Raw genomic sequence first — 24,458 nt, 5'->3', positions numbered from 1 at the left:
AGTTCATAGTGGTGGCGGACTGAATGGTGGGCCCGGAGGGACTCGAACCCCCAACCAAGCGGTTATGAGCCGCCGGCTCTAACCATTGAGCTACAGGCCCCACGCCGGCTGGATAATGTTTTTCCTGTCGCCGCACAAGGCTTTCCCGACGGGCTTCCGCAGATCGCCCAAATCAACCCATAATCGCGCTCTACGCAACCTTTGCGAGCAGATCGCAGACCAAGGAGATTTTCATGACCAGACGCCTTTTGCCTCTCGCGCTCACCGCTGCAATCGCTTTTCCGGCGATGGCTGGAGCCACCGATTTGCCGACGCTGCCCCGCATCATCGTGTCGGGCGAAGGCGAGGCAACCGTAGCCCCCGATCTGGCGGTCCTGACGCTGAGCGTCATGCGAGAGGCCAAGACCGCGCGCGCCGCGCTCGACGCCAACAATGACGCCATGGCCGCCGTGATCGCGGCGATGAAGTCGGCCGGCATCAACGACCGCGACCTGCAGACCGCAGGCATCCAGATCAATCCGCGTTACAACTACACCAACAAGCCGGACGGCAGCCAAGAGGCCGAACTGGTCGCCTATCAGGTGACCAACACGCTTTCGGTGCGGGTGCGCGATGTCGACAAGACCGGCGAGATCCTCGACAAGGCGGTGTCGCTTGGCGTCAACCAGGGCGGCGGCATCGCCTTCACCAATGACAACCCGGCGGCAACAGTCACCGAAGCGCGCAAGAAGGCGGTCGCCAATGCGATGGCCAAGGCCAAGACGCTGGCCGGGGCCGCCGGCGTCAGCCTCGGCAAGGTGCTCGAGATCACCGACCAGAACATCGCGCCGACGCCGATGCCGATCAACGCCAAGGCCTTCGACGCCGCGGGTGCCGCGGCTCCGGTGCAGGCCGGCGAGAATTCCTACAATGTGCAGGTCACCGTCACCTTCGAACTGAAGTAAGCGGGCTCTGACGATCCATGGCTGAGGCTTGTCCAGCCACGGATCCGACCACCAGCCACCAACGCGCATGAAAAACCCCGCGGGATCGCCCCCGCGGGGTTTTTCGAGCCACACCCTTCCGGCGGAAAGGGGGCCTGTTAGTCCAGACCGACCTTCGCAGAAGGTCGTATCCCGGCTGATCCTCGCAGAGGATCATGCCGCCTGATCTTCGCAGAAGATCATGTTCTCAGGTTGATTGTCGCAGCAGGCTCATCCACGCAGAAGATCATGCTTCTATGAGTACGGATGAGTCCGGCCTCAGCCTTAGCGGTAGATAACCGGGCAACCGCGCTCGTTGGCGAACACGACCACGACGCGGTCGCCGTCCTGGCGGCCCATCACCTTCACCGTACGACGGCTGACGTCGACGATGCGGGCACGGTAGAGGCCCATGCGTTCGGCCTTGTCGAGGGCGCGGTCCGGCGAACAGCCACGATGCCAGCCGCCGCGGCGTTCATCACGCCAGTCGCCGCGGCGTTCATCATGGCGATAGCGATAGCCGTCGTCGCCGGTATAGACGCCGAAACGCGGGTCGTTGTTGTTGCCGAAGCCAAGATAGAGGCTGTCGGCATGAGCGGGAATAGCCGTCAGCGTGCCGAGACCGACCAGAGCCGAAAGGGCTGCCGTCTTGATGGTGGTGAACATTGTCTTCTCTCCTTTATTGCGGGCTTTCGCCCGTCCTCGTGAACCGATGGAGGGAGAATGCACTGGCCTGTCTGAACTCTTTGCGAACCTGACGTTCATCTCTGGTTCATGTGGCGGGAAAAAGGAAATTGCCGACCATTCGTCCCCATCCCGGTGAACGATAGGAACGCCGCCTGTTTCCGATCCAACCGATTGGCTGAGGGTCAGGCGTCCCCGGCGCGAACCCTGTGGTTCGTCGTCCCAGCGCGAGCCTCTGGCTCGTCGTCCCAGCGCGAGCCTTACGGCTCCTCGTCGAGCATGTAATCAAAATAGTCTTCCGGCTCGGCGAGATCGGTTTCGCTCGCCTTGACCCGGCCGCGCATCGACATGCCGGCTTCATGCACGGTCTCGGCGCTGCCCGACACCAGCCGGTGCCACCAGTAGAGATCGCGGCCCTCGGCCACCAGCCGGTATGCGCAAGTGCTGGGCAGCCAGCTGATGGTGCGGACATTCTGTGGCGTCAGCCCGACGCAGTCGGGGACGCGTGCCAGCCGGTTGGCGTAGTCCGAACAGCGACAGGTCTGGGCGTCGAACAGCCGGCAGCCGACGCTGGTCCAGTAAATCTCACCAGAATCCTCATCCTCAAGCTTCGACAGGCAGCATTTGCCGCAGCCGTCGCAGAGCGATTCCCACTCGGTCGGGCTCATCGCCTCCAGGGATTTGGTTTTCCAGAATGGCGTTTCCATCCCCGGCATGTGGCCCCAGCCGCCGGCAAGGTCAAGCATGGCAACGGGAGGAATGCGCCGGCGGCGGGTGAAAGACACGAAGTTGCCTTAAAAAGGGCGGCCAATCGCCCTGCGCGGCCTCTATTCACGCCAAACCGGAACCAATCGGCGCAAGATAGGTTTCGGCAAGGATGGGACCCCATAAGGAGAGTTTTCGATGAAACGCCAACCACGGATTCTGGCCGGTACCGCACTTGGCCTGCTGATGGCATCCACGCCTTTGGGCGCGTTCCCGCTTCAGGAAAGTGCCGCGTTCGGCCCTACCCAGCGCACGTCGGTCCCATTCAATTTGGCGCAAGCAGCATGCGCCGAGGGCGAATCAGCAGAAGCCTGCGCAAAGAAGCAGCAGGCGGAGCCGAAACAAAAGCCCGAGCGCAAGAGGCCCGAGCCTGAACAGCAGGCAGCGCCTGCCCAGCGCGAGCAGCCCGCCGAGGAGCAGCAGCCACGCAGGAAGAAGCGCGATCAGCAGCAGCAGATCCAGCAGGCGCCGACCGAACAGGCCGCTCCAGCCGAGGAACAGCAGCCGCGCAGAAAGAGGCGCGATCAGCAGCAGCAGATCCAGCAGGCGCCGGCCGAACAGGCCGCTCCAGCCGAGGAACAGCAGCCGCGCAGAAAGAGGCGCGATCAGCAGCAGCAGATCCAGCTGGCGCCGGCCGAACAGGCCGCTCCGGCCGAAGAACAGCAGCCGCGTAGGAAGAAGCGCGATCAGCAGCAGCAGACCCAGCAGGCGCCTGCCGAACAGGCCGCTCCGGCCGAGCAACCACAGCCGCGCAGGAAGAAGCGCGACCAGCAGCAGCAGACGGAGCAGGCGCCGGCTGAACAGCCTGCACAGCAGGCCGCCCCGGCAAACGACAACAATCCACAGCCCCTGCGCAAGAAGCACAAGCAGGACCAGCAGATCGAAGCCGCACCCGCCGAACAAGCGCCGGCCAGGAAGCAAGCGCCCGCCGGCGAGCCGGTTCCACAGGCCGAGCCGCTTCAGCCCGAGCAACAGGCGGCGCCGGCCGAGGGCAAACAGCCTCAGGAAAAGAAGAAGCGCGGCAAGAAGCCTGTCGGCGAACAGCCGGCAACGGCAGAGCAGCCGGCCACCGGAGAACAACCGTCGACGGCCGAACAACCCGCCAATGGCCGGCAGCCGGTGACTGGCAAACAGCCGGCCCTAGGTGAACAGCCGGCCCAAGGTGAAAATGCGACCCAGACTGGGGCCCCGGCCGACAAGAATGCAGCCCCCATCCTAGACAGCCAGAAGGATGTCCTGCGCAAGCGCAAGGGCAAGAATGGCCGGCAGGGAGGCGAGAATGCGAGTGAGCAGGCCAACCAGCCCACCCAGCAGAATGGTCAGCAGGCGCAGGCTCCAAAGCCTGCTCCGGTCGACCAGGGACCACCACCCACCGACGACAGGGCGGCCCAGCAGGCAATCCAGCCTGAAAAGATCGCTCCCGTGACGGAGGAAAAGGGCAAACGCGTCGAGCGCGCACCCGATGAGAACGTCCGCGACCGCCGGCGTCCGCAAGGCGTCGACGTCGTCAGGGAACTCGGCGACCGCGTCATCCTCCAGTTCAACAACCAGACGATCGTGGAAAGCAGTGACGCTCCACGTATGCATCGCGGTGCCAGGAACGTGTATTATGAGGACCTGTCGGGCGATCGCACCCGGGAAATTGTCGAGCGTGACAACGGTGTCCGGATCATCACCATCCGCAACCGCTACGGCGACATCATCCAGCGTTCGCGAATCGCTCCGGATGGGCACGAGTATGTGCTGAGCTATGTCGACGAGAGCCAGTATGAGGATGAGGGCGACTGGCGCGATCCGGGCGACGACCTGCCGCCGATGCGGCTCACCATTCCGCGCGAGGAGTACATTCTGGACTCCGAGAATGTAGAGGATCCCGACGACTACTACACCTTCCTCGAACAGCCGCCGGTGGAACGGGTGCAACGCCTCTACTCAATCGACGAGGTCAAGCGCTCGGCCCGTGTGCGCGACATCGCACGGCGCGTCGATCTCGATACGCTCAACTTCGATTTCGGTTCGGCCTCGATCTCCGACACCGAGGTGCAGAAGCTCGAGGGCGTCGCCACCGCCATGGAGAAACTGTTGAAGAAGAACCCGGCCGAGACCTTCCTGATCGAAGGCCACACCGACGCCGTGGGCACGCCGGAGGCAAACCTGGCTCTGTCCGATCGCCGCGCGGAAGCGGTGGCGCAGGCGCTGACCAACGCGTTCGGCATTCCGCCGGAAAACCTGACGACACAGGGCTATGGCGAGGAATATCTGAAGGTCAACACGGCGGGACCCAACCGCGAGAACCGACGCGTTGCGATCCGCCGTATCACCCCGCTGGTGGCGCCTGTCGCCAGCAACAATTAGGTCATGATTTCAAAGCCATGACCTGGTTTGTGGAATCGGCATGAGAAGCATCCATCCCCGGCTTCACCGGGGATGGATCAACAAGAAATGTTCCGGTATGCAACCGGGCTCATTGAATAGAAGGCGCACCTACCCCAGATTCAGGATTGGGCGTTCCCTGCCCCGTCCCGACTCCAGCGGGACGTATTGAGCCCCGCCGGACCCTCTCCGGCGGGGTTTTGTCATGCAAATCGCAAACCGGAGCGACCTGACCGAAATACGGCTCCGCAGCCCGCAGCGCCGACCGGAACTAGGCGGAGCTCGCTCAGCCCACGGACACGCCATCACGGATCAGCTGACAGCTCGTCAATCGACGCGCTTGTGGCTCCGCGCTTCTGAGTTCTGAAAACTGCTCTAACTCTTTGTTTTTGATGCAACTCCCAAGGAAAGCGCTATGCGCTTTTCCCGGGAAAGCCGTTTCACACTTTTCCTGGAATTGCTCTAATAGATCCCTCTTATCTCCGTGCTCGAATTAGCAAACACCTCGTCCGGCACAAAAAAGTCGCCGGCCAGAGGTCCCGTCGCATCTGGTGAATAGGCCGAGAAGTCGCTGACGCCCTCGGCGCGCAGCACCTCTTCGTCGATGTAGAAATTGCCCGTGGTCTGGCGCGCCGGCCGCATGAAGATGGCATGCGCGGCATCGGCCATGATGTCGGGCAAACGGCTCATCGCCGCCACTGTCGCGCCGCCGAGCAGATTGCGCACCGCCGCCGTGTCGATGGTCGAGATCGGCCACAGCGAATTGACCGCAATGCCGTCCCTGGCGAATTCGGCGCTCATCCCCAGCGTGCACATCGACATGCCGAACTTGGCCATCGTGTAGGCGACGTGGTTCTTGAACCATTTGGCCTTCATGTCGAGCGGCGGCGCCAGATTCAGGATATGAGGATTGCTGGCTAACTTCAGGTGTGGAATGCACATTTTGGACACGAGGAAGGTGCCGCGCGTGTTGATCTGATGCATCAGGTCATAGCGTTTCATGTCGGTTTCCAACGTGCCGGTGAGCTGGATGGCGCTGGCATTGTTGACGCAGATGTCGATGCCGCCGAACTTTTCGACGGTTCTGGCGACCGCGTCGGCAACCTGCGCCTCTTCACGGATATCGCACAGCACAGGCAGCGCCTTGCCTCCGGCCCGCTCGATCTCTTCAGCCGCCGTGTAGATCGTGCCCGGCAGCTTGGGATGCGGCTCGGCGGTCTTGGCGGCGATCGTCACATTGGCGCCGTCACGCGCGGCACGCAGCGCGATCGCCAGCCCGATGCCACGCGACCCGCCGGAGATGAACAGCGTCCTTCCCTTGAGCGACATTTTTCCTCCGCCTGCGTATTTTTCCTTGCGCAATCCTTGCCTGTGGCGGTCACGGATACAAGAGCTTGCGGCGGCATGCCATGGTGACGCTGCGGCCTACGGTCCAAACCTATTGGAATTGCTGAGCGTTCGATGTATATATTCTATACAGATAGGTAGAATATAGCATGGCACTGTCGATTAAGAACATGGAAGTCGAGCAAATGGCGCGCGAACTCGCTCGCCGCCGCCGCGTGTCGGTGACCGAGGCCATCCGCCAGAGTCTCGAGCGCGAAGTTGCGCGCGAGCGATTGGTGCCGCGCGATGAAACCAGCGACCTGTTTCAGCGGTTGATGGCTATCTCCGACAGTGCCGGAAAAATCCCCAAACGCGAAAATGCGATGACCGACGACGAAATCCTCGGTTACGACGAGTTCGGGATCCCGACGAAATGATCATCGATTCCTCGGCCCTGGTTGCTATCCTGCGAGCCGAGCCTGGTTACGAGCGTTTCGTGTTGGCGATCGCACAGGCCAAAAGGCGGCTGTTGGCGGCGCCAACGTTTCTTGAAACGACGATGGTGCTCGCCGGCGGCAGGCAGGATGAAATCCTTGATCGCCTAGACGACTTCCTGCGCACCGCCTCGATCGAGACCGTTGCCTTTACCGCCGACCATGCCGCGGTCGCACGCCAGGCCTTCCTGCGCTACGGCAAGGGCCGGCATCCGGCCGCGCTGAATTTTGGCGACTGCATCGCCTACGCCACGGCGCGTCTCGAAGCCATGCCGCTGCTGTTCAAGGGTGATGATTTCCGGCTAACCGACATCGAAGCGGTGTGATGTACAATTAGACCAGCACCAGCCCCTGCCGCATCGCGATGGCGATGGCATCTGTGCGGTTGGCGGCGCCAAGCTTGATCAGGATCGCGGCGACATGAAACTTCGCCGTGTGCACGGAGATGTTCAGCCGTCGTGCGATAACTTTGTTGGGCGCTCCCTCGGCCAGCAGCGCCAATACTTCCGCCTCGCGCGGCGACAGTGTTGGGCGGATCGCATGCTCGTCGGAGGCTTCATCCTCGAACGGCTCGCCGTCGCCCGGATGGAAGTCCTCAAGGCGCCCGCTTCTGCCGTCGCCCGATACGCGATAGCCGGCTGCAGCCAGTCGCGCCGCGGCAGCGATCAACAAATCGTCCGCGTCCACAGGCATGACGGCCAATATTTCGCCAGCGGGTCGCCCGCCATTGGCGCGTCCCGACAGCAGCACCCGTGGCGCGGACACCGGCACGGCGTCGCCGCTCCTGTCGTCGACTATGGCGACATCGGCTTTGCCATCACCGGCCACGACCGGCAGCAGGTCTTCGCTCGCGGCAAGCGAGGCAGCCAGGCGCTCGGCGCGCGACGCGTCACCAAGCGCAATCAGCACCACCAGCCGCCGCGAGACGGCACCGTCAGTCATGATCCGGTCGCTGGTGAGCGTGTCCATCACTCCTCTCAGGAAAGCGGCTTTTCGCCGACTGTCAGCGCGACATCGCGCTGTTCGCCGCCGCGTACGACGCCGAGCGTCACCGAAGCGCCGGCGCTGTCGGGCCCGAGCCTGCGGATCAGGTCGCGCGGACCATGCACGGCCTCGCCGTTCCACGCTACGATGATATCGCCAAGAGAGAGGCCGGCAGCCTTGGCCGGGCCATCCTCGTCGAGGCTCATCACCATCGCGCCATGCGCGTCGCGGTCGCGCACCGGATGCAGGCCGGCGCCCAGATAGCCACGCGCGACATGGCCCTTTTCGCGCAGCGTCGCGACCGCTCGCTCGATCGTCTCGTAAGGCATCACCAGCGCACGGTGACGCGGTCCGAACAAGAGCATGCCGATCAGTGCGCCCTTGGCGTCGAGCACCGGGCCACCCTCGAAGCGGCCGCCGGCACCGACCGCAAGATTGATGCGCCGGTCGATGCTGCCGCCGCGCATCGAGCGCCAGGCCGGACCGACCTCGCCGACCGAGCCCGACACGGCCAGAGCGGAACCGTCACTGTTGCCGATGGCGATGGCGACATTGCCGGGCCGAACCGCACCGGCCTTGGCCAAGGGCGCTGCGTTGACGGCAGCAGCCGGCTTCAGCAGGGCAACGCCGGTCGAAGGATCGCGGCCGACGAGCTCGGCCTTCACCGTCTCACCCGAGGCCAACACCAGCTCGATCTCCTCGCCTGCCTCGACAGCCTCTTCGGCGGTGACGAAGTAGCCGTCACGCCAGTGGAAGGCGCTTGCCGTCCGATGCTGATGCGTGGCGAAACTTGCCGTTGCCGGTGCCGCCTTGGCGGCGAGATCGGCGATGGCTTCCGAAAACGCACTCAGATTGAAATCGCTCATATTGGCCTCCTGGGTTTTCTCATGCCCCAGATATCGCTCGACAGCGCGCCCGAAGGTACTCGCCTGACGGCTAGTTGGCGGTTTGACTGGCCATCTGGTCAGGTCGCGGCCGGTCCAGCCGCTCCGCACATATAGTGCGTGTCGCCCAAAAGTGCTCAGCGGTTTTGGGACAACGGCACGCGCAGGAAAAAATCGTCCTTGCGCCCGACAACATGGAACCCCGCCGATGGCCCTCCTCGCCCCGAAATTCGAAACTGACGACAGATTAGCCGACGGCACGCTGCTCGACGCCTATTCGACGACGGTTGCCGACGCGGTCGACCGCATCGGCCCTGCCGTCTGCCGCATCGAGCGCATCAGCGGTCAGAGCGGCCATGGCTCGGGCTTCGTCATCGCGCAGGACGGGCTGGTCGTCACCAATTTTCACGTCGTGGGCGACGCAAGAACGGTGCGCGTCTCGATGCCGGACGGCGCCTCGCGAGAAGGCCACGTGCTCGGCCGCGACCCGGACACCGACATCGCGCTGGTGCGCGCCGACGGCAGCTTTGCCGATATCGCGCCGCTGGGTGATTCCAAACGGCTGCGGCGCGGCCAGATCGCCATTGCCATCGGCAACCCCCTGGGCTTCGAATGGACCGTCACCTCCGGCGTTGTCTCGGCGCTGGGGCGTTCGATGCGCGCCTCCACCGGCCGGCTGATCGACGATGTCATCCAGACCGATGCGGCGCTAAACCCCGGCAATTCCGGCGGACCGCTGGTTTCGTCGGTCGGCGAGGTCATCGGCGTCAACACCGCCATGATCCATGGCGCGCAAGGCATCGCCTTCGCGGTCGCTTCCAACACCGCCAACTTCGTCATTTCGGAGATCATTCGCTTCGGCCGCGTGCGCCGCGCCTTCATCGGCGTCTCGGCCGACACCACCAGTCTGCCACGCCGCGCCGCGCTTCTGTCGCAAGTGTCGAGCAAGACGGCGGTCCGGCTGCGCAGCGTCGAGAAGAACGGCCCGGCGGCAAAAGCGGGCTTCAAGGAAGGCGACATCATCGCCGCCATCGATGGCCGCCCGGTCACCGGGGTCGACGATTTGGTGCGTATGCTCGACGCCGATCGCATCGGCCGCGAAACGCTGTGCACCGTCGTGCGCCGCACCGGCGTCAGCCAGGTGACGGTGACGCCGGTGGCAAGGGCTGGCTAGGGCTGACGCTCAGGCTCCCGCCGCCCCTTCCGCATATTGCGCCAGAAATTCCTCGCTCGGCGCAATCGGCTTGATGACGTCGATCAGCACGCCATTGGGATCCCTGGTGATGAAGTGGCGCTGGCCGAAGGGTTCGTCGCGCAGAGAGCGCAGGATCGGCAGGCCGGCGGCAAGGATCCGCTCATAGACCGCGTCCGGGTCGCGGACCTCGAAATTGATCAACAGGCCCGATGTGCGGCCCCGCCCCTCCTCAGGGATCGTCTCGTGGTCGCCTTGGACAATGCCGAGATTGACACGTTTGCTCTCCACCGATTGCAGATGCACGTACCAGCCGCTTTCAAACAGCGGCTGGAAGCCGAAATGCTCGACATAAAAAGCCGTTGTGCCGGCGACGTCGCCGGTCATCAGCACCGGATAATAGCTCGTGGTCTTCATCTTTCCTTCTCCCGTCTATTAACATACAGTCTGCATGTAGATTGAATTAACATACAGGCTGCATGTATGCAACAGGACTCCGCACGTCGCTCCAACCGCGACCGCACCGAGGCGACGCGCGCCGATCTGATCGCCGCTGCGCGAAAGTTGTTCACCGAAAAATCCTATGCAGAGACCGGCACGCCCGAGATTGTCGCCGCCGCCGGCGTCACGCGCGGCGCGCTCTATCACCATTTCGCCGACAAGCAGGCGCTGTTTGCCGCCGTGGTCGAGCAGGAGGCGGCAGCTGTCGCCGAGGAGATCGAGCACGCCTCGCCGCCCTCGCTCAATGCGCGCGACGCGCTGATTGCCGGTTCGTGTGCCTATCTCGCCGCCATGCGTGCGCCCGGCCGCACACGGCTGCTGTTGCTCGATGGGCCGGCCGTGCTTGGCCGCGCCGCCATGGACGAGATCGACAACCGTCACGGCAACCGCTCGCTGCGCGAAGGTCTGGTTGCGGCAATGCGGGCGCAGACGATGACGAGATTGCCGGCGGAGGCACTGACGGCGCTCTTTGCCGCTGCCTTCGACCGCGCCGCGCTCGCCATCGAGGCCGGCGAATCAGCGCAGGATTATCACGCCGTGCTCATAGCGCTGATCGATGGGCTGTCTCCGGCCCGTCTTCAGGCACCTCGCCCGGCTCGAACTCGTTGAAGCAGCCGAGTTGGCGCTTGAACTGATCGATCAGCCAGGCCGCTGCCGGCTTCGGGCTGCGATCGTTGCGGTGCATGGCAAACAAGGGAGAACTCACCTCCCTGAAGGACTCAAGATCGATTTCGACCAGCCGGCCGCTCGCCAGATCGTCGGCGATCAGCCAGCGCGGCAGCCCGCCCCAGCCCAACCCCTCGCGCATCAGCGTATGCTTGGTGCGCATGTCCGTCAGCCGCCAGGTGCGGTAGGCGTAGACGCCAAAGTCACGTCCCTTGGTGCGCTCCGACTGGTCGGTGACGACCAGCTGGGTGTGTTCGCGCGCATCCTCGATCGCCACCGGTTTTGGCAGCAAGGCCAGCGGGTGGGTGGGCGCGGCTGCCAGAACGATCGACATGAAGCCGATACGCACAAGATGCACGTCGACCTCGCCCAGCAGGCCGCCAATGCCAAGGTCGGCCTGGCCGCTGACGACGTGATCGGGGATCAAGCCAAGCGTACCAATGTGCACGCGTAACATCACCGTCGGAAACTGCGCCTCGAATGCCTTCAGCACTCGAACCAGCACCGGTGAGGGCAGCGCCGCGTCGACCGACAGCGCAATTTCAGCCTCAAGCCCCTGGTGATGGCTGTCGACGCGCGAGCGCATGCGCTGCAGCACGCCGATCATACGACGCGCATCCTCCAGCATCGCCCGGCCGATCTCGGTCAGCTGCGGCTCGCGCGTCCCCTCGCGCTCGAACAGTTTCAACCCAAGCTGCGCCTCAAGATTGGCGATGCCGTAGCTGATGACGGATTGCGATCGGTTGAGCTTACGGCCGGCCGCCGAGAAGCTGCCGGTATCAGCGACTGTCACAAAGATCTGAAGTTGGTCGAGGGTTGGGTTGGGCTGCATTCTCTATATCTAACTTATGGATGGATCGTATAGAAAATATACCAGTTTATCGAATGGGTCGATAGCCCCATATCTGGCGGGACAAATCATTCCAACCGCTGGAGAGCCCAAAATGTCCATTCTTCTCGTCACTTCGAGCCCGCGCGGCGCCGCCTCGCATTCGACTCGCATCGCTACCGAATTCGCTGAAAAGCTCGTCGCCGCCGATCCGTCGAACACGCTTGTCGTGCGCGACCTCGTGGCCAATCCGCTCCCCCATATCGACGCCGACTACGCCAGCGGCATCTATACGCCAGCCGAAGCCCGCAGTGAGCGTCAGGCCGAGGTGGTCGGCGTCTCCGATGTCGTGCTGGACGAGCTGTTCGCAGCGGATACGGTGATCCTCGCCACCGGCTTCATCAATTTCAACATCTCCTCGACGCTGAAGTCCTGGGTTGATCACATCGCCCGCTCCGGCAAGAGCTTTGCTTATGGCGAGAACGGCCCCAAGGGCCTCGTCACCGGCAAGAAGGTCTATATCGTGCTGGCTTCCGGCGGCATCTATTCGGAAGGTGCTGCCGTGCAGTTCGATCACGCCATTCCCTACCTGCGCGGCGTGCTCGGCTTCCTCGGCATGACCGATGTCGACGTCATTCGCATCGAAGGCGTCAGCATGGGGCCTGACGCGGTGGCATCGGCGCTCGCCAAGGCGACCGCAAAGGTCGACGCCGTGGTGGCCGCCACCCGGGATGTCGCGGCGGCAGCGTAAGTCACACCGATCATCTGGATTGAAAAAGGCAGGCGCGCCGCGCCTGCCTTTTTTCGTTCTAGCCAATCAGATGCCGCAACAGCCCCGCCGAAGCGACCCCGATCAGAACGGTCGGCAGCATGGACAGCCGCGTCGCCGCGATCAAAGTGATCGCCAGCGCCAGAAGGTCGGCCGGATTCCGCGACACGAAGGCAGGCGCGATCACCGAGATCAGCACGCAACCGGGCGCTGCCTCCATCACCGCCGTGGCACGCGCACTGAGCGTGCGGTTGCGCAGCAAGACATAGCCGCCGATCCGCGTCAGGTAGGTAACGCCGGCCATCAGCACGATGGTAAGCACGGTCGTTGCGTCGATCATACATCACCGGCCATCAGCCAGGCCGCGACCAGCCCCGACACCGCACCGGCGGCGACATACCAGGCGCCCGGGATGAAGAGATAGAACAGCGCCGCGATAACGAGGCTGACCAGCCAGGGCCGCGCGGCCGCCACGCCCGTCCACATGCCGCGCATCAGCACCAGGAAGACGGCCGGGAACGCCATGTCGAAACCGTAGGTCCCGACGTCGCCGAGCATCGGGCCGAGCAAGGCACCCAGCGTGGTGAAGGCCACCCAGGTGAGATACATCGCCAATGCCGCGCCCATGTAGTAGCGCGGGCTGAAGGCCGGCGTGATGCCGGCAGCCCTGCGCTGCCTGGCGTCGGCGAGCCCGAGTGCCCAACTCTCGTCGCACATCAAGAACAGCGCCGGAAAGACCTTGCGCCTGGGCAGGGAGCGCAGGAACGGCGCCAGCGCCGCCCCCATCAGCAAATGACGGCTGTTGACGAGGAAGGTGATGGCGACGATGAGCACGATGTGCGGCGGCGACGTCCACAACTGGATCGCCGCGAATTCCGAACCCCCGGCAAAATTCAGCCCCGTCATTGCCGACAGTTCGACAACGCTCAAGCCTCTCTGCGCGGCCTGGGCGCCAAGCAGCAGCGCGTAGGGGATGGTGCCGAACAGGACCGGCGCGCATGACGCCACGCCGCGCCGGAATTCGGATCCGGAGCCATCGCCCGCCGTCTCGACTGCCTGTGTAATGCTCATGGCTCTCCATCGACTGGCCTTGCGGCCGCCGCTTCCCTGCGTTTGAAATCAACTGATGTCGCGGCAAACATATCGATATCGGCCCGCAATTTGGTTGCAAAGATTGTTGTGTTTCACGGAATTTTGGCATTTGGTATCACAAATCGCCGTATAAATGGAATCAAACACCATGAAACTTGACGAGATCGACAAACGGATCCTGCGGGCACTGCAACGCGACGGCCGCATGGCCAACAACGATCTGGCCAATGAGGTCGGGCTTTCGCCCTCGCCTTGCCTGCGGCGCGTGAAGCTGCTGGAGGAAGCCGGTATCATCGACCGCTATGTCGCAGTGCTCAACCCGGCCAGCATCGGCAAGGGCCTGACCTTCTTCACCCGGATCTGGCTGAAGGCACAGGACGAGGACACGATCGAGCATTTCGCCACCGAAGTCGCCAAGCTGCCTCAGGTGATGGAGTGCTATCTGATGCTCGGCGACTGCGATGCCATGGTGCGCGTGGTGGCGGCCGGCATCGATGACTACCGCCGCTTCCAGTCGGAGCATCTGAGCCGCATCAAGGGCGTGCAGAACGTCAAGACGGACGTTCCCAGCCAGACGATCAAATACACGTCGGAACTGCCGATCTGACGCAGGTCACCCAAAGTGCGAAACGGTTTCAGGATAATGACGTGCGTCCAAAAAGGACCACCGAAAACAGCGCCTTTCAGACTGGATAAAAAATGCAACCGGATTGTAGGATCGGCCTCGATGCCAGCGTCCTTCGGATGCAAGCAGCGCGCAGCGCTGCCCTCTGGCATGGGAGATTTGAATGAGCCTTTCCTATCGTTGGGTCATCGTCGCCGCTGGCGCGCTGATGTCCTGTGTCGCCATCGGAACAATGTTTTCGCTGGCGATCTTCCTTGAGCCGATGGCGATCGACACCAACTGGTCGCGCGCCGGCATTTCGAGCGCCATGACGCTCAACTTCCTGGTGATGGGCCTTGGCGGCTTCGCCTGGGGCGCCCTGTCGGACCGTTTTGGGGCCCGCATCGTCGTGACGATCGGGGCGGTACTGCTCGGGCTGGCGCTGGTGCTGGCCAGCCGCGCCGGCTCGCTCCTCACCTTCCAGATCACCTATGGCGTGCTGGTCGGCCTCGCCGCCAGCGCCTTCTTTGCGCCGATGATCGCATTGACCACCGGCTGGTTCGACACCAACCGCAGCCTTGCGGTCTCGCTGGTCTCGGCCGGCATGGGCGTGGCGCCGATGACGATCTCGCCCTTCGCCCGCTGGCTGATCTCGGCCTATGACTGGCGCACTGCCATGTTCGACATCGGCATCACGGCTTGGGTGCTGCTGTTGCCGGCCGTGCTGCTGGTTCGTCAGCCGCCGAAGCCAGCCGTCGCTGACACTGGTTCCGCACCGGCTGCCGATGGTGCCGGCCTGTCGGTCGGCCAGGCGCTGCGCTCGCCGCAATTCATCGTGCTGGGGCTGACCTTCTTCGCCTGCTGCGCCGCGCATTCCGGGCCGATCTTCCACATGGTCAGCTATGCCATGCTATGCGGCGTCGCCCCAATGGCGGCCGTTTCGATCTACAGTGTCGAGGGCCTTGCCGGCCTCGGCGGGCGGCTTTTCTACGGCGTGCTTGCCGATCGCCTGGGCGTCAAGCCGGTGCTGATCGCGGGCCTCGCGATCCAGGCGATCGTCATCGCCGCCTATCTCTCGATCAGCCGGCTCGAGCAGTTCTATATGCTGGCCGTCATCTTCGGCGCCACCTATGGCGGCGTCATGCCGCTCTACGCGGTGCTGGCGCGCGAATATTTCGGCCAGCACATCCTCGGCACCGTGTTCGGCGCCGCCACCATGCTGTCCAGCCTCGGCATGGCGCTCGGACCTCTGGCCGGCGGCATGGTGTTCGATGCCTACGCCAACTATTCCTGGCTGTTCGTCGGCTCGGCCCTCGTCGGGCTTGGTGCAGTCGGCATCGCCATCGCCTTCCCGCCGCTGCCGCGCAGGCAGTTGCAGGCGGCTTAGTCTTCGGCCGGATCGAGTTCCGACCGGACAGGCCAGGCGCGCCATGAGCCTGGCCTGTCCGGTGCGATTGCAGGCGTCTGAGCCGGAAGGCACGCGGCGCCGCCGCAGCAAGGTCCATTTTAAGGACTGACGAACCTCTTACTTCACCGTGATGGACATACCGCTGAGATCGGCGTTGACCTGCAGGCCTACCTGCTTGCCAGACAGTTCGAGCTGGGCGCCCTTGTCATTGGTCATGACGATCACCTGAGCCCCTTTGCCGAGCGTGCCGCCACCGCCCGCCGCCCCGTATACGCCTGTCACATCCCGGGCGCGCCTGATATGGCGCACGGTGCCTTGGAAATACGTCTTGGAGACCCCGAAGGCGAGGCCGCCCGAGACGCCGGCGACCGAGATGGGGTAGCGACGACCATGGAAGGTCAGCGTGCCCTCGCCTCCGGATCCACCCACGAAGAAGGCCGCCTTGTAGACGGCAAAGCGGATCGTGCCGCTGTCGGCATGCGCGGCGCCGGAAACGCTGACTGCCCCTGCCGCGATGACGGCAACCGCGAGTGAACGAATTCTGGACGAAATCATGATAGGAACTCCTCAAGGTGGCCGCTTGCCCAACGGCTGGGCTCGTCAGCGTTTTGTCGAAGTTACAATTGAACAGTCTCACCCGTCATTGGTTCCAGGCACTCGCACTGGTCGTGCGCCATACCCGATGCCCAACTAGGAAATGGACAGGATCTCAAGTTCGCGCGGCCCCAGTTGGACAAAGTCGCCAACGGTTTTGCCGGTCAGCGCGATGCCAACCGGAGAACCATGCGAAATCGAAGCTTGAGACGGGTTTGCCTCATCCTCGCCGACGATGCGGAAGGTCTGGATGCGGCCATCATCACGCTTGAAAGTGACCGTGTGCCCGAAGGCGATCACCTCATTGGACGTGGGCACCGACATAAGTTGAGCTGTACGGACGCGCTCGGCATAATAGCGCATATCTCGAACCGGAACCGCCGACTGCCGTCGCCTCTCAGTGACATCCTCCAGCATGCTGGCGGCCTCGAGAGCCTGCTGAGCGCCAGCCAATTCATCCTGCAGCATCTTGAGGCCCGCCTCCGTAACGAGGTTGATCCGATCGGAGACAGGCCGAGCCGGCAGGATCGTTTCCGATGCTGCCTCAGCACTTTCCTCCTTGGCGAATGCTACGCTCAATTGTCGAGACTCTCTGCTTGCCGCCTACTGCCGTCATTTGAGAAACTGCTGGCGAATTACCGCTTCCTGCGGAGGGCCGACGTTTGTCGCCACGACCAATCCCGGCCCTATCCGAAAATCCGCTCGCCCTGCTCGTCGACCAATTGAATGCCCTTCTTGATCGAGATGTCGACGGCATCGTCGAGCCCGGCGAAGCGGTCGGCGCGGATGAATTTGTGTTCCTTCATCACACCGTCGACCTCCTTGGAGACGACGCCGCAGGTCTGGTACTGGCCGTCCGCCTTGTAGGGCGTGGCGCTGATCAGAAAACCCTTGTGCTCGACCTGCTTGGCTGGTGCCGCGTTTTTTGGCTCCGCCGCTTCATTGCCGCCACCACCGCCGAAAAGACGCTTCAGAAAAGACATCGGGCTTCCTCCAACAGCATTCATCCCACACATGTAGCGTGGCGCGGGATGAATTTCACTATCGGTCCTTGGCCCAGCGGGCAAGGGCTGCGTCCGGCCGTGCCGGGAGACCTTACTTGTGCGACAGCGCTTCCAGTGCCTCGGCTGCAGCTTCGAGGATGGCGATCGCCTCGGCCTGCTTGTCGGCCGGGGCATCGACGAAGTCGCCGAGAGCCGCGCGCAGCCGGTGGCGCACGGCACGGAACTCGTCGCGTGCTTCCGAACGGCCACCACGACCGCCACGACGGCCAGCCTCTTCGCTCTCGTCGTTCCAGCCGAACCAGTCGCGCGCCTTGGCCATCTTGCGGCCGAAACGCTCGAGATGGTCGAGCACGCTGTCGATCATCTCGCGGTTGTCGGCAAGATGCGCCTGGCCCGCCTCGGTGATCGAGAACACCTTCTTGTTGCCGTCGGCGGCGGAGACGGCGTAGCCGGCCTCTTCCAGGAAGGTCAGGGTCGGGTAGACCACACCCGGGCTCGGGCTGTAGATGCCGCTGGTGCGTTCCTCCAGCGCCTTGATAATGTCGTAGCCGTGACGCGGCGCCTCGGCCAGCAGCGACAGCGTGATCAGTTTGAGGTCGCCGTCGGCCAGCATTCGTCCGGCACGGAATATGTCGCCCGGCCCGCCGCGTCCACCGCCACGACCACCGTGCCCGAACGGGCCGAACCCTCCGCCACGTCCGCCGAATTTGCCGGCCATGTGCATGAACATGCGCTCGCCGAAATGATTGTGCTTGTGCATTGATTGCTCCATGAGTTGTATCATACGATATATCTTAATTAGGCGCATGCTGTGGGCGAGTCAAGATATATCTTACGATGTATCTGACTGCGTTGCCAGCGATTTGATGTCGATGGAACAAAACACAACAGGGTGTTGAGTGCTCGACGAGGTGACGCGCGAAATTGTTGGCTGCCCCGCCGGTGGTCTTTGCGAACGCAATGCTGCCCGCGAAGCAAGGATTACCAGCGACCCTTGCGCCGGTTCCAGGCATAGAGCAGGTCGGCGAACCGATCATATGCAAAGCGTGTCAGCGGCAAAACGAGGGGATTGCCGAACAAAGTCGCCAGCCAGCCCTCGCCCGGCGTGACCTTCCACACGGCGATCGCCACATCGGCCCCGACCAGCAGTTGGCCACCAGCGTCGGTGGCGTGCAGCCGGCGGCGGATATCCTCGAGGGACGCGCCGTATGCGGCAAGCGCTGCCGGTTCAAAATTGATGTCGCGGAATTCGATCCGTCCGGCCTTGACCGCTTCGATCAGCCGCCGCTTCTGCCTGCTGATGCCGGCATCGCAAACCGGGCAGCGCGTGTTGTACCAGACGGTCAGCATAGTCTCGGCATTTGTTTGGTAACGCAACCTGAAGGACCACAAACGATCGGGCGCCGTCAAGACGTCGCTCGATCAGTTGCGTGCGAACGAGACTACCCTCGGACCAGCCGGTTCCGGCCCTTTCACCACAGAGCCTATCCGAGCGAGGTGATGATCTCGCGGTAGGCTAATTCGGGAAAGGCCTTCAGCGTCCGCGTCCTGACATTGCCGGCCGCCGCCAGCATCAACGAGAAACGCGCCAGGACCGCATCGTCAGGGGCTTCGACCACCGCCACCATGTCGTATTCGCCCATGGTCAGGTAGAACGCCTTGAACGATCCACCCATGTCTCCCAGCTGCTTCCTGGCGGCGTCGAGCCGCTTCGGCGAATCGCGAACGTTTCTGGCGCCCTGCTCGGTCCAGTTCATCAGCACGATGTAACTTGTCATGGCACACCTCCCTCCGGGGCCACGGAGCACGGCGGCTTCGCCGGGGCGGGCATCCGGGTTGTCGCCCAAAAAATGCATCCGACACCGAATTATCCTCCCGAAGGGTGCGAGCCGCAAGAGCACGCGCCCCTGTTGTCGGTAGCACGCGCCCTGTACGAAAAAGGGCGCCAGTGGCGCCCTTGAACTCTTTGATCTCGGCAGGTCTTAGCTGTCCAGGAAGCTGCGCAGCTTGCGGCTGCGGCTCGGGTGCTTGAGCTTGCGTAGTGCCTTGGCCTCGATCTGGCGGATGCGCTCGCGCGTGACCGAGAACTGCTGGCCGACTTCTTCCAGCGTATGGTCGGTGTTCATGCCGATGCCGAAGCGCATGCGGAGCACACGTTCCTCGCGCGGCGTCAGCGAGGCCAGCACGCGCGTGGTGGTTTCGCGCAGATTGGCCTGGATCGCGGCGTCGATCGGCAGGATCGCCATCTTGTCCTCGATGAAATCGCCCAGATGCGAATCCTCCTCGTCGCCGACCGGCGTTTCGAGCGAGATCGGCTCCTTGGCGATCTTCAGCACCTTGCGCACTTTTTCGAGCGGCATGGCGAGCTTTTCGGCCAGTTCTTCCGGCGTCGGCTCGCGACCGATTTCGTGCAGCATCTGACGCGAGGTGCGCACGATCTTGTTGATCGTCTCGATCATGTGCACCGGGATGCGGATGGTGCGTGCCTGATCGGCGATCGAACGGGTGATCGCCTGCCTGATCCACCATGTCGCGTAGGTCGAGAACTTGTAGCCGCGGCGGTATTCGAATTTGTCGACCGCCTTCATCAGGCCGATATTGCCTTCCTGGATCAGGTCGAGGAACTGCAGGCCGCGATTGGTGTATTTCTTGGCGATGGAGATGACGAGGCGCAGATTGGCCTCGACCATTTCCTTCTTGGCGATCGCGGCTTCGCGCTCGCCCTTCTGCACCTGGTTGACGATCTTGCGGAATTCCAGGATCGAGATCGCCGTTTCGGTGGCGAGGTTCTGGATCTCGGCGCGCAGGTCCCTGATCGCGTCCTTCTCGTTCTTGGTGAATTCCTTCCAGCCGCGCGAGGTCAGGTTGCCGATCGCGCGCGTCCAGTTCGGGTCGAGCTCGGAACCCTGATATTCCTTCAGGAACTCCTCGCGGCGCACGCCGTAGCTTTCGGCGAGCCTGAGCAGCTTGCCTTCGTTCTGCACCAGGCGCTTGTTGATGTCGTAGAGCTGCTCGACCAACGCCTCGATGCGCGCCGTGTTGAGCGACAGCGACTTCACCGCCTTGATCAGCTGGTCCTTCAGCTCTTTCAGCCGGCGGTCCTGGCTGGGCGACAGCGTGCCGGCGGCGGCCAGACGGTTCTCGACCTGCTGGTCCTGCAGCTTGCGCAGCTTCTTATAGGTGTCGGCGATGACGTCGAGCGTCTCCATCACCTGCGGGCGCAGTTCCGCTTCCATGGCCGCCAGCGAAAGGCTCGCTTCGTCCTCGTCTTCCTCGTCGTCATCGACCAGCCCGCGCGTATCGGCGGCGACATTGGTGACGTCGTCTTCCTCGTCGCGCGAACGGCGCGGCTTGTCCTCGACCTTGGCTTCCTCGATGCGCTCGACCACCGGCGCCTGCTTGGCTTCGGGTCCGGCATAGGTGGCTTCGAGATCGATGATCTCGCGCAACAGGATCTTGGATTCGTTGAGCTCGTCGCGCCAGATGATGATGGCCTGGAAGGTCAGCGGGCTTTCGCACAGGCCCGCGATCATCGTCTCGCGGCCGGCCTCGATGCGCTTGGCGATGGCGATTTCGCCCTCGCGCGACAGCAACTCGACCGAGCCCATCTCGCGCAGATACATGCGCACCGGATCGTCAGTGCGGTCGGTCGGTTCTTTCTTCGTCGTGGTGGCGGCAACGGCCGTGCCGGTCTGCTCGGCCAGCTCGTTGGCGTCTTCCTCGGCATCGGCCGCGGTGTCGGCGGCCTCGGGCTCCTCACCCTGCTCGTCGTCCTCGACCACGTTGATGCCCATGTCGGACAGCATCGCCATCGTGTCCTCGATCTGCTCGGAGGTTACTTCCTCGGAGGGCAGCACCGAATTCAGCTCGTCCATGGTGACATAGCCGCGCTTCTTGGCGGCCTTGATCATCTTCTTGACAGCATCATCGGAAAGGTCGAGCAGAGGGCCATCGGTGGCGCCTTCGCGTTCGGTTTCGACCTCTTCCTTTTCCTTTGTCGCCATAGTCTTTTTCTTCTCCTAGCGGCCGAACATCAAAGCCGCGTAAGCTGTCGGACCAGTCAAATCGGATGCGCTCGCTTATGAACGCGCTTCACCGGGCCAGTAACTGCATCAACTCGTCGTTTGGTGCATGTCGTTGTCCCCAAAACCGGTTTCCTTTTGGGCGACACGCATTAAGTCCAGATTAACCCTGGTATCTGTGGCAGGCAGGCTGCCTGTCCAGTGACCAGTACCCTCACATCGCTTATTTCCCGTCGACGCGGGTTTGGGTTAACGTTTCGAATCGTCCTGATTCCGTCATTCTGCCAGAAGGTCAAGCGCCTCTCGCATGATTCGCCTTAATAAAGCGAATCAATTACCCGACTTAGCCCGCCGCGCACCATTTGGACGCGCAACGCCTCACTGTCATTCTCTTGCGAGGCCCGTTCCGCTCCTTGGATCGGAAAGGCCTTGTCATTCTTGGTGGAAGCATGATCTTCTCCGAAAACCGGTTCCCGCTTTTCGGGATCATGCCTTAAGCCCGCCCGGCCCTGCCCGAGGACACACCGAATCCTTCGATCAGCGCTTCCGTTGCCTGTACATCCTGAAATTGCGCCTGAATTTCGATCAGGTGCCGGTAATTTTCGTCTGTGGGATCAGTAGCGAGCGCCGCTTCCGCCTGTTTCAGCTCCTTATGTAAGGTGCGCGCGCTGCGCTGCAAGTGCAGTGCCTGGCTGAAAGCGTCGCGGGCATCGTCAAGGGCGGCGGTCTCCAATGCCGGCCATTGCCGCATTCGCCGGATCAGGCCGACGGCACGCTCCCAGATCTCGGCGCAGCCGGCGCGTTCGATCGTCGCTATAACGGCCTGACGGTCATTCGCCATATCATGCGCCATTGCATCGAGGATCGCGCCATGCAGCCGCCTCAGGTCCGAGTTGCCAAGATCGAGAAACTCGATATGGGCGAAATTCTCGTCGATCAGCGCCGGATGGTTGACCAATGCGACGATGATCGTCGCCTCGCGCACCGACATCCCCTCGCTGCCGCGCTTGACCAGTGCCGACTGGCCAAGGCTTTCGGTGATGGCGATGCGGCCGCCACCGCTCTTGGCGAACTGACCGCCGGGCGCGGCGGCCTTGCCCTGGCCCGGTCGTCCATCCTGGCGCCCTTGCCTAGTGCTGCGCTGGGAGCCGAAAAAGCTCAGCACGCGTTCGCGCATCTCCTGCTGATAATGGTAGCGCAGACTTTCGTCGCGGATGCGGCTGGTCAGCTCGCGCAGCGTCTTCTCGAGTTCGGCCCGCCGCTCCGGCGTGTCGAAGACGCCGCCCGCCGTCTCACGCATCCACAACAGATCGACCAGCGGTCGCGCCTCGGCCAGCACTATGCGGAACGCATCCGGTCCGTCGGCCCTGACCAAATCGTCGGGATCCTTGCCTTCCGGCAGCAGCGCGAAGCGCGCCGAGCGCCCGGCCTGCACCGATGGCAGCGCCATGTCGGCGGCTCGCCAAGCTGCCTTGAGCCCGGCCTTGTCGCCGTCGAAACACAGCATCGGCTCCGGCGCCATGCGCCAAAGCAGCTCAAGCTGATTTTCGGTGAGCGCGGTGCCGAGCGGCGCCACGACATTCTCGAAGCCGGCCTGCGCCAGTGCGATCACGTCCATATAGCCTTCGACTGCGATCACCGTGCCGCCCTTGGCGAGCGCCTTGCGGGCGCGGGCGAAATTATAGAGCACGTTGCCCTTGTGGAAGAGCTCGGTATCGGGCGAGTTCATGTATTTGGCCAGCGCATCCGGCTGCAGCGCGCGCCCGCCGAAAGCGATGATCTTGCCGCGCGAATCCGGGATCGGGAACATGATGCGGTCGCGGAACCAGTCATAGGAAACCGGGATGTCGTCGCCGTGGCGCACCAATCCGCAGGCCTCGATATCGGCCTTGGGAATGCCCTTGGCGGCGAGATGCTCCTTCAGCGCATTGCGGCTGTCGGGTGCGAAACCGAGCCGGAACGATTGCTGTGTCGCCGGTGTCAGGCCGCGATCGCGCAGATAGGCACGGGCTTTTGCGCCTTCCGGCCCCTGCAGCCGCTCCTGGAAGAAGGTGGTCGCCATCTCCATGACATCGGTCAGGCTGGCGCGCTCCTTTTCGCGCCGCTCCTCCTGCGCATCGCGAACCGGCATCGGCACACCGGCCATGTCGGCGATCTTTTCGACCGCTTCGGGAAAGCTCATCCCGTCGAGTTCGGTGAGGAACTTGAAATGATCGCCCGACACCGAGCAGCCGAAACAATGGTAGCGGCCCTTCTTGTCCTCGCAGTGGAAGGACGGGCTTTTCTCGCCATGGAACGGGCAGCAGGCCCAATAGTCGCCGCGCGGCGCGTTGGTCTTCTTCCTGTCCCACGCGACCCGCTGGCCGATAAGCTGGGAAATCGGCACGCGGTCGCGTATCTCGTCGAGGAAAGCGGGTGGAAAGCGCATCGGGGAACTCGTTTCCCCACCATATAATCATGCCCGCGAAATCCGACGACCCCTAATGCGGGCCGTACCCGGTTTCCACAGGGCAAAAAGAAAGGCGGCCGTTGCTGGCCGCCCCCTTTCGCTGCCCGGTAAGCTGCCGGTTACTGCGCGGCAAGCGCGCCGAAGACGACGCCGGAGAGGATGCCGACCAGCACGTAGTCGTTGCCGACGCGGATCCATTCCTGACCGCGACCGGGACGATGCAGGCCGTACCGGCCATAATCGCGGATCGGTTGGTGACGCTTCCAGCTGGAATATTTCTGGCCATTGCGCCAATGGCTGCGCTTCACGACGACCTTCTTCTTCACCACGACGCGCTTACGCACGTCGACATGCTTGCCGGGCTTCTGCCAGTCGACTTGGCTGTAGTTCGACTGCGGCGCGACCGGCGCATTCAGCGACGCGGCCTGGCCGGTGAATGGCGTGGCGGCCAGCATCGAGAAAGCGAGGGCCGAAAGGATAATGCGTTTCATGAGAAGTCTCCTTGGTTTTCGACATCAGAGGAATGGCGGGACATCGATGAACCGAAACTGAACGCCTGCATTACAATTGTGTAATGAATTCATCTATTTATCCGAGAGAGTTGGACGTCATCGCAAAATTAAGAGCCCAAACGCGCGGCAAACCTGGCCGATCCGCCGCCCCACAGCGGCTTGGCAATGCAACCATTTGCGCCTCAATCCATTTTCCGACACCGCCTGTCGCGGCCTGTCGCGCGGCAACGGCCATTAAAATCGACAATATTTTATTATCCGGCTAAAATATTCGAGTATTATCGGCGACTGCCATGAACATGATTCGTAACCCCGCTTTTCATCCCGCCCGCCACGCTGGCCGC

The 24,458-nt window shown here is 63.0% G+C and carries 27 protein-coding genes and 1 tRNA gene; 9 read left to right on the top strand and 19 right to left on the bottom strand.

All coding sequences use genetic code 11. The features are described 5' to 3' along the window. Positions 1 to 24: 24 nt before the first annotated feature. Positions 25 to 100: transfer RNA gene (locus NKJ01_RS25090), tRNA-Ile, on the bottom strand. Positions 101 to 233: 133 nt separating this feature from the next. Between NKJ01_RS25090 and NKJ01_RS25085 the strand changes: the two genes are divergently transcribed. After that, positions 234 to 944, top strand: coding sequence for an SIMPL domain-containing protein (locus tag NKJ01_RS25085; RefSeq protein ID WP_352731902.1), 711 nt, complete (start codon positions 234 to 236; stop codon positions 942 to 944). Between the two features lie 303 nt (positions 945 to 1,247). On the opposite strand, the gene NKJ01_RS25080 is transcribed toward NKJ01_RS25085, so the two are convergent. Beyond that, positions 1,248 to 1,628 carry a hypothetical protein gene (locus NKJ01_RS25080; protein WP_352607940.1) on the bottom strand — a complete coding sequence of 127 codons (381 nt, stop codon included), beginning with the start codon at positions 1,626 to 1,628 and terminating at the stop codon, positions 1,248 to 1,250. Positions 1,629 to 1,906: 278 nt separating this feature from the next. Continuing rightward, the gene (locus tag NKJ01_RS25075; protein WP_023761812.1) at positions 1,907 to 2,353 is read right to left on the bottom strand and encodes a YcgN family cysteine cluster protein; all 447 of its coding nucleotides are present in this window, start codon (positions 2,351 to 2,353) and stop codon (positions 1,907 to 1,909) included. Positions 2,354 to 2,549: 196 nt separating this feature from the next. Between NKJ01_RS25075 and NKJ01_RS36495 the strand changes: the two genes are divergently transcribed. After that, positions 2,550 to 4,766, top strand: coding sequence for an OmpA family protein (locus tag NKJ01_RS36495; RefSeq protein ID WP_502905910.1), 2,217 nt, complete (start codon positions 2,550 to 2,552; stop codon positions 4,764 to 4,766). 480 nt (positions 4,767 to 5,246) lie between these two features. Here NKJ01_RS36495 and NKJ01_RS25060 read toward each other — a convergent pair whose 3' ends face one another. Then, positions 5,247 to 6,113 carry an SDR family oxidoreductase gene (locus NKJ01_RS25060; RefSeq protein ID WP_352731895.1) on the bottom strand — a complete coding sequence of 289 codons (867 nt, stop codon included), beginning with the start codon at positions 6,111 to 6,113 and terminating at the stop codon, positions 5,247 to 5,249. Positions 6,114 to 6,280: 167 nt separating this feature from the next. On the opposite strand from NKJ01_RS25060, the gene NKJ01_RS25055 reads away from it, so the two are divergent. After that, positions 6,281 to 6,547 carry a type II toxin-antitoxin system VapB family antitoxin gene (locus tag NKJ01_RS25055; protein ID WP_352607932.1) on the top strand — a complete coding sequence of 89 codons (267 nt, stop codon included), beginning with the start codon at positions 6,281 to 6,283 and terminating at the stop codon, positions 6,545 to 6,547. Continuing rightward, the gene (locus NKJ01_RS25050) at positions 6,544 to 6,930 is read left to right on the top strand and encodes a type II toxin-antitoxin system VapC family toxin (protein ID WP_352607930.1); all 387 of its coding nucleotides are present in this window, start codon (positions 6,544 to 6,546) and stop codon (positions 6,928 to 6,930) included. The genes NKJ01_RS25055 and NKJ01_RS25050 overlap by 4 nt, the downstream gene beginning before the upstream one ends. Positions 6,931 to 6,937: 7 nt before the next feature. Here the strand turns inward: NKJ01_RS25050 and NKJ01_RS25045 are convergent, their stop codons facing one another. Together NKJ01_RS25045 and NKJ01_RS25040 are read right to left on the bottom strand one after the other, a co-directional pair. Continuing rightward, positions 6,938 to 7,573, bottom strand: coding sequence for a helix-turn-helix transcriptional regulator (locus NKJ01_RS25045; RefSeq protein ID WP_352731891.1), 636 nt, complete (start codon positions 7,571 to 7,573; stop codon positions 6,938 to 6,940). An 8-nt stretch (positions 7,574 to 7,581) separates the two neighbouring features. Continuing rightward, complete coding sequence (locus tag NKJ01_RS25040) at positions 7,582 to 8,454, bottom strand: S1C family serine protease (protein ID WP_352731888.1); 873 nt, start codon at positions 8,452 to 8,454, stop codon at positions 7,582 to 7,584. 226 nt (positions 8,455 to 8,680) lie between these two features. On the opposite strand from NKJ01_RS25040, the gene NKJ01_RS25035 reads away from it, so the two are divergent. Beyond that, a complete protein-coding gene (locus tag NKJ01_RS25035; protein WP_352731886.1) occupies positions 8,681 to 9,646 on the top strand; it encodes a S1C family serine protease in 966 nt (321 codons plus the stop codon). A 9-nt stretch (positions 9,647 to 9,655) separates the two neighbouring features. Here the strand turns inward: NKJ01_RS25035 and NKJ01_RS25030 are convergent, their stop codons facing one another. After that, a complete protein-coding gene (locus NKJ01_RS25030; RefSeq protein ID WP_023761821.1) occupies positions 9,656 to 10,081 on the bottom strand; it encodes a VOC family protein in 426 nt (141 codons plus the stop codon). 66 nt (positions 10,082 to 10,147) lie between these two features. Between NKJ01_RS25030 and NKJ01_RS25025 the strand changes: the two genes are divergently transcribed. Continuing rightward, entirely contained in the window at positions 10,148 to 10,774 is a 627-nt protein-coding gene (locus NKJ01_RS25025; RefSeq protein ID WP_023761822.1) for a TetR/AcrR family transcriptional regulator, read from the top strand. Here NKJ01_RS25025 and NKJ01_RS25020 read toward each other — a convergent pair. Then, complete coding sequence (locus tag NKJ01_RS25020; protein ID WP_352731883.1) at positions 10,707 to 11,663, bottom strand: LysR family transcriptional regulator; 957 nt, start codon at positions 11,661 to 11,663, stop codon at positions 10,707 to 10,709. The two genes, NKJ01_RS25025 and NKJ01_RS25020, sit on opposite strands and share 68 nt — an antisense overlap. A gap of 112 nt (positions 11,664 to 11,775) precedes the next feature. Here NKJ01_RS25020 and NKJ01_RS25015 point away from each other — a divergent pair, with 112 nt between their 5' ends. After that, positions 11,776 to 12,411, top strand: a complete 636-nt coding sequence (locus NKJ01_RS25015) for an FMN-dependent NADH-azoreductase (RefSeq protein WP_352731881.1) — start codon at positions 11,776 to 11,778, stop codon at positions 12,409 to 12,411. Between the two features lie 58 nt (positions 12,412 to 12,469). Here NKJ01_RS25015 and NKJ01_RS25010 read toward each other — a convergent pair whose 3' ends face one another. Beyond that, a complete protein-coding gene (locus NKJ01_RS25010) occupies positions 12,470 to 12,769 on the bottom strand; it encodes an AzlD family protein (RefSeq protein ID WP_352731879.1) in 300 nt (99 codons plus the stop codon). After that, positions 12,766 to 13,500 carry an AzlC family ABC transporter permease gene (locus tag NKJ01_RS25005; RefSeq protein ID WP_352731877.1) on the bottom strand — a complete coding sequence of 245 codons (735 nt, stop codon included), beginning with the start codon at positions 13,498 to 13,500 and terminating at the stop codon, positions 12,766 to 12,768. The genes NKJ01_RS25010 and NKJ01_RS25005 overlap by 4 nt, the downstream gene beginning before the upstream one ends. 169 nt (positions 13,501 to 13,669) lie before the next feature. On the opposite strand from NKJ01_RS25005, the gene NKJ01_RS25000 reads away from it, so the two are divergent. Together NKJ01_RS25000 and NKJ01_RS24995 are read left to right on the top strand one after the other, a co-directional pair. Beyond that, positions 13,670 to 14,128: an Lrp/AsnC family transcriptional regulator gene (locus NKJ01_RS25000; RefSeq protein ID WP_224571096.1), complete on the top strand. Its 459-nt coding sequence runs from the start codon at positions 13,670 to 13,672 to the stop codon at positions 14,126 to 14,128. 181 nt (positions 14,129 to 14,309) lie between these two features. After that, positions 14,310 to 15,512 carry an MFS transporter gene (locus NKJ01_RS24995; protein WP_352731873.1) on the top strand — a complete coding sequence of 401 codons (1,203 nt, stop codon included), beginning with the start codon at positions 14,310 to 14,312 and terminating at the stop codon, positions 15,510 to 15,512. Between the two features lie 138 nt (positions 15,513 to 15,650). Here the strand turns inward: NKJ01_RS24995 and NKJ01_RS24990 are convergent, their stop codons facing one another. The 9 genes from NKJ01_RS24990 to NKJ01_RS24950 all read right to left on the bottom strand — a co-directional run bounded on the left by NKJ01_RS24990 (position 15,651) and on the right by NKJ01_RS24950 (position 24,093). Next, positions 15,651 to 16,091, bottom strand: a complete 441-nt coding sequence (locus tag NKJ01_RS24990) for a lipid-binding SYLF domain-containing protein (RefSeq protein ID WP_023761829.1) — start codon at positions 16,089 to 16,091, stop codon at positions 15,651 to 15,653. A gap of 132 nt (positions 16,092 to 16,223) precedes the next feature. Continuing rightward, a complete protein-coding gene (gene greA / locus NKJ01_RS24985; RefSeq protein WP_352731870.1) occupies positions 16,224 to 16,706 on the bottom strand; it encodes a transcription elongation factor GreA in 483 nt (160 codons plus the stop codon). 107 nt (positions 16,707 to 16,813) lie between these two features. Then, positions 16,814 to 17,110: an HlyU family transcriptional regulator gene (locus tag NKJ01_RS24980; RefSeq protein ID WP_352731867.1), complete on the bottom strand. Its 297-nt coding sequence runs from the start codon at positions 17,108 to 17,110 to the stop codon at positions 16,814 to 16,816. Between the two features lie 112 nt (positions 17,111 to 17,222). Further along, complete coding sequence (locus NKJ01_RS24975; protein ID WP_352731864.1) at positions 17,223 to 17,891, bottom strand: PadR family transcriptional regulator; 669 nt, start codon at positions 17,889 to 17,891, stop codon at positions 17,223 to 17,225. Positions 17,892 to 18,112: 221 nt separating this feature from the next. Then, positions 18,113 to 18,481 (bottom strand): thiol-disulfide oxidoreductase DCC family protein, encoded by a 369-nt coding sequence (locus NKJ01_RS24970; protein WP_352731929.1) that lies wholly within the window; start codon positions 18,479 to 18,481, stop codon positions 18,113 to 18,115. Positions 18,482 to 18,615: 134 nt separating this feature from the next. Beyond that, a complete protein-coding gene (locus NKJ01_RS24965) occupies positions 18,616 to 18,909 on the bottom strand; it encodes a GYD domain-containing protein (RefSeq protein ID WP_023761834.1) in 294 nt (97 codons plus the stop codon). A gap of 204 nt (positions 18,910 to 19,113) precedes the next feature. Next, a complete protein-coding gene (gene rpoD / locus NKJ01_RS24960) occupies positions 19,114 to 21,135 on the bottom strand; it encodes an RNA polymerase sigma factor RpoD (RefSeq protein ID WP_023761835.1) in 2,022 nt (673 codons plus the stop codon). 511 nt (positions 21,136 to 21,646) lie between these two features. Further along, positions 21,647 to 23,581 carry a DNA primase gene (gene dnaG / locus NKJ01_RS24955; protein WP_352731860.1) on the bottom strand — a complete coding sequence of 645 codons (1,935 nt, stop codon included), beginning with the start codon at positions 23,579 to 23,581 and terminating at the stop codon, positions 21,647 to 21,649. 140 nt (positions 23,582 to 23,721) lie between these two features. Then, positions 23,722 to 24,093 carry an RcnB family protein gene (locus NKJ01_RS24950; protein WP_352731857.1) on the bottom strand — a complete coding sequence of 124 codons (372 nt, stop codon included), beginning with the start codon at positions 24,091 to 24,093 and terminating at the stop codon, positions 23,722 to 23,724. Positions 24,094 to 24,458: the final 365 nt, after the last annotated feature.

It is taken from the genome of Mesorhizobium sp. M0276 (genome assembly GCF_040321755.1).
Taxonomy (GTDB): domain Bacteria; phylum Pseudomonadota; class Alphaproteobacteria; order Rhizobiales; family Rhizobiaceae; genus Mesorhizobium.
Note: the sequence above shows the minus strand (reverse complement) of the source record. Positions and strands in the feature narration are given on the sequence as shown.

Bases quoted from the DNA above. Each gene is read 5' to 3' on its own strand.
- NKJ01_RS25085 (WP_352731902.1), top strand. From the start codon at position 234: ATGACCAGACGCCTTTTGCCTCTCGCGCTCACCGCTGCAATCGCTTTT.
- NKJ01_RS25080 (WP_352607940.1), bottom strand. From the start codon at position 1,628: ATGTTCACCACCATCAAGACGGCAGCCCTTTCGGCTCTGGTCGGTCTC.
- NKJ01_RS25075 (WP_023761812.1), bottom strand. From the start codon at position 2,353: ATGGAAACGCCATTCTGGAAAACCAAATCCCTGGAGGCGATGAGCCCG.
- NKJ01_RS36495 (WP_502905910.1), top strand. From the start codon at position 2,550: ATGAAACGCCAACCACGGATTCTGGCCGGTACCGCACTTGGCCTGCTG.
- NKJ01_RS25060 (WP_352731895.1), bottom strand. From the start codon at position 6,113: ATGTCGCTCAAGGGAAGGACGCTGTTCATCTCCGGCGGGTCGCGTGGC.
- NKJ01_RS25055 (WP_352607932.1), top strand. From the start codon at position 6,281: ATGGCACTGTCGATTAAGAACATGGAAGTCGAGCAAATGGCGCGCGAA.
- NKJ01_RS25050 (WP_352607930.1), top strand. From the start codon at position 6,544: ATGATCATCGATTCCTCGGCCCTGGTTGCTATCCTGCGAGCCGAGCCT.
- NKJ01_RS25045 (WP_352731891.1), bottom strand. From the start codon at position 7,573: ATGGACACGCTCACCAGCGACCGGATCATGACTGACGGTGCCGTCTCG.
- NKJ01_RS25040 (WP_352731888.1), bottom strand. From the start codon at position 8,454: ATGAGCGATTTCAATCTGAGTGCGTTTTCGGAAGCCATCGCCGATCTC.
- NKJ01_RS25035 (WP_352731886.1), top strand. From the start codon at position 8,681: ATGGCCCTCCTCGCCCCGAAATTCGAAACTGACGACAGATTAGCCGAC.
- NKJ01_RS25030 (WP_023761821.1), bottom strand. From the start codon at position 10,081: ATGAAGACCACGAGCTATTATCCGGTGCTGATGACCGGCGACGTCGCC.
- NKJ01_RS25025 (WP_023761822.1), top strand. From the start codon at position 10,148: ATGCAACAGGACTCCGCACGTCGCTCCAACCGCGACCGCACCGAGGCG.
- NKJ01_RS25020 (WP_352731883.1), bottom strand. From the start codon at position 11,663: ATGCAGCCCAACCCAACCCTCGACCAACTTCAGATCTTTGTGACAGTC.
- NKJ01_RS25015 (WP_352731881.1), top strand. From the start codon at position 11,776: ATGTCCATTCTTCTCGTCACTTCGAGCCCGCGCGGCGCCGCCTCGCAT.
- NKJ01_RS25010 (WP_352731879.1), bottom strand. From the start codon at position 12,769: ATGATCGACGCAACGACCGTGCTTACCATCGTGCTGATGGCCGGCGTT.
- NKJ01_RS25005 (WP_352731877.1), bottom strand. From the start codon at position 13,500: ATGAGCATTACACAGGCAGTCGAGACGGCGGGCGATGGCTCCGGATCC.
- NKJ01_RS25000 (WP_224571096.1), top strand. From the start codon at position 13,670: ATGAAACTTGACGAGATCGACAAACGGATCCTGCGGGCACTGCAACGC.
- NKJ01_RS24995 (WP_352731873.1), top strand. From the start codon at position 14,310: ATGAGCCTTTCCTATCGTTGGGTCATCGTCGCCGCTGGCGCGCTGATG.
- NKJ01_RS24980 (WP_352731867.1), bottom strand. From the start codon at position 17,110: ATGTCTTTTCTGAAGCGTCTTTTCGGCGGTGGTGGCGGCAATGAAGCG.
- NKJ01_RS24975 (WP_352731864.1), bottom strand. From the start codon at position 17,891: ATGCACAAGCACAATCATTTCGGCGAGCGCATGTTCATGCACATGGCC.
- NKJ01_RS24970 (WP_352731929.1), bottom strand. From the start codon at position 18,481: ATGCTGACCGTCTGGTACAACACGCGCTGCCCGGTTTGCGATGCCGGC.
- NKJ01_RS24965 (WP_023761834.1), bottom strand. From the start codon at position 18,909: ATGACAAGTTACATCGTGCTGATGAACTGGACCGAGCAGGGCGCCAGA.
- rpoD (WP_023761835.1), bottom strand. From the start codon at position 21,135: ATGGCGACAAAGGAAAAGGAAGAGGTCGAAACCGAACGCGAAGGCGCC.
- dnaG (WP_352731860.1), bottom strand. From the start codon at position 23,581: ATGCGCTTTCCACCCGCTTTCCTCGACGAGATACGCGACCGCGTGCCG.
- NKJ01_RS24950 (WP_352731857.1), bottom strand. From the start codon at position 24,093: ATGAAACGCATTATCCTTTCGGCCCTCGCTTTCTCGATGCTGGCCGCC.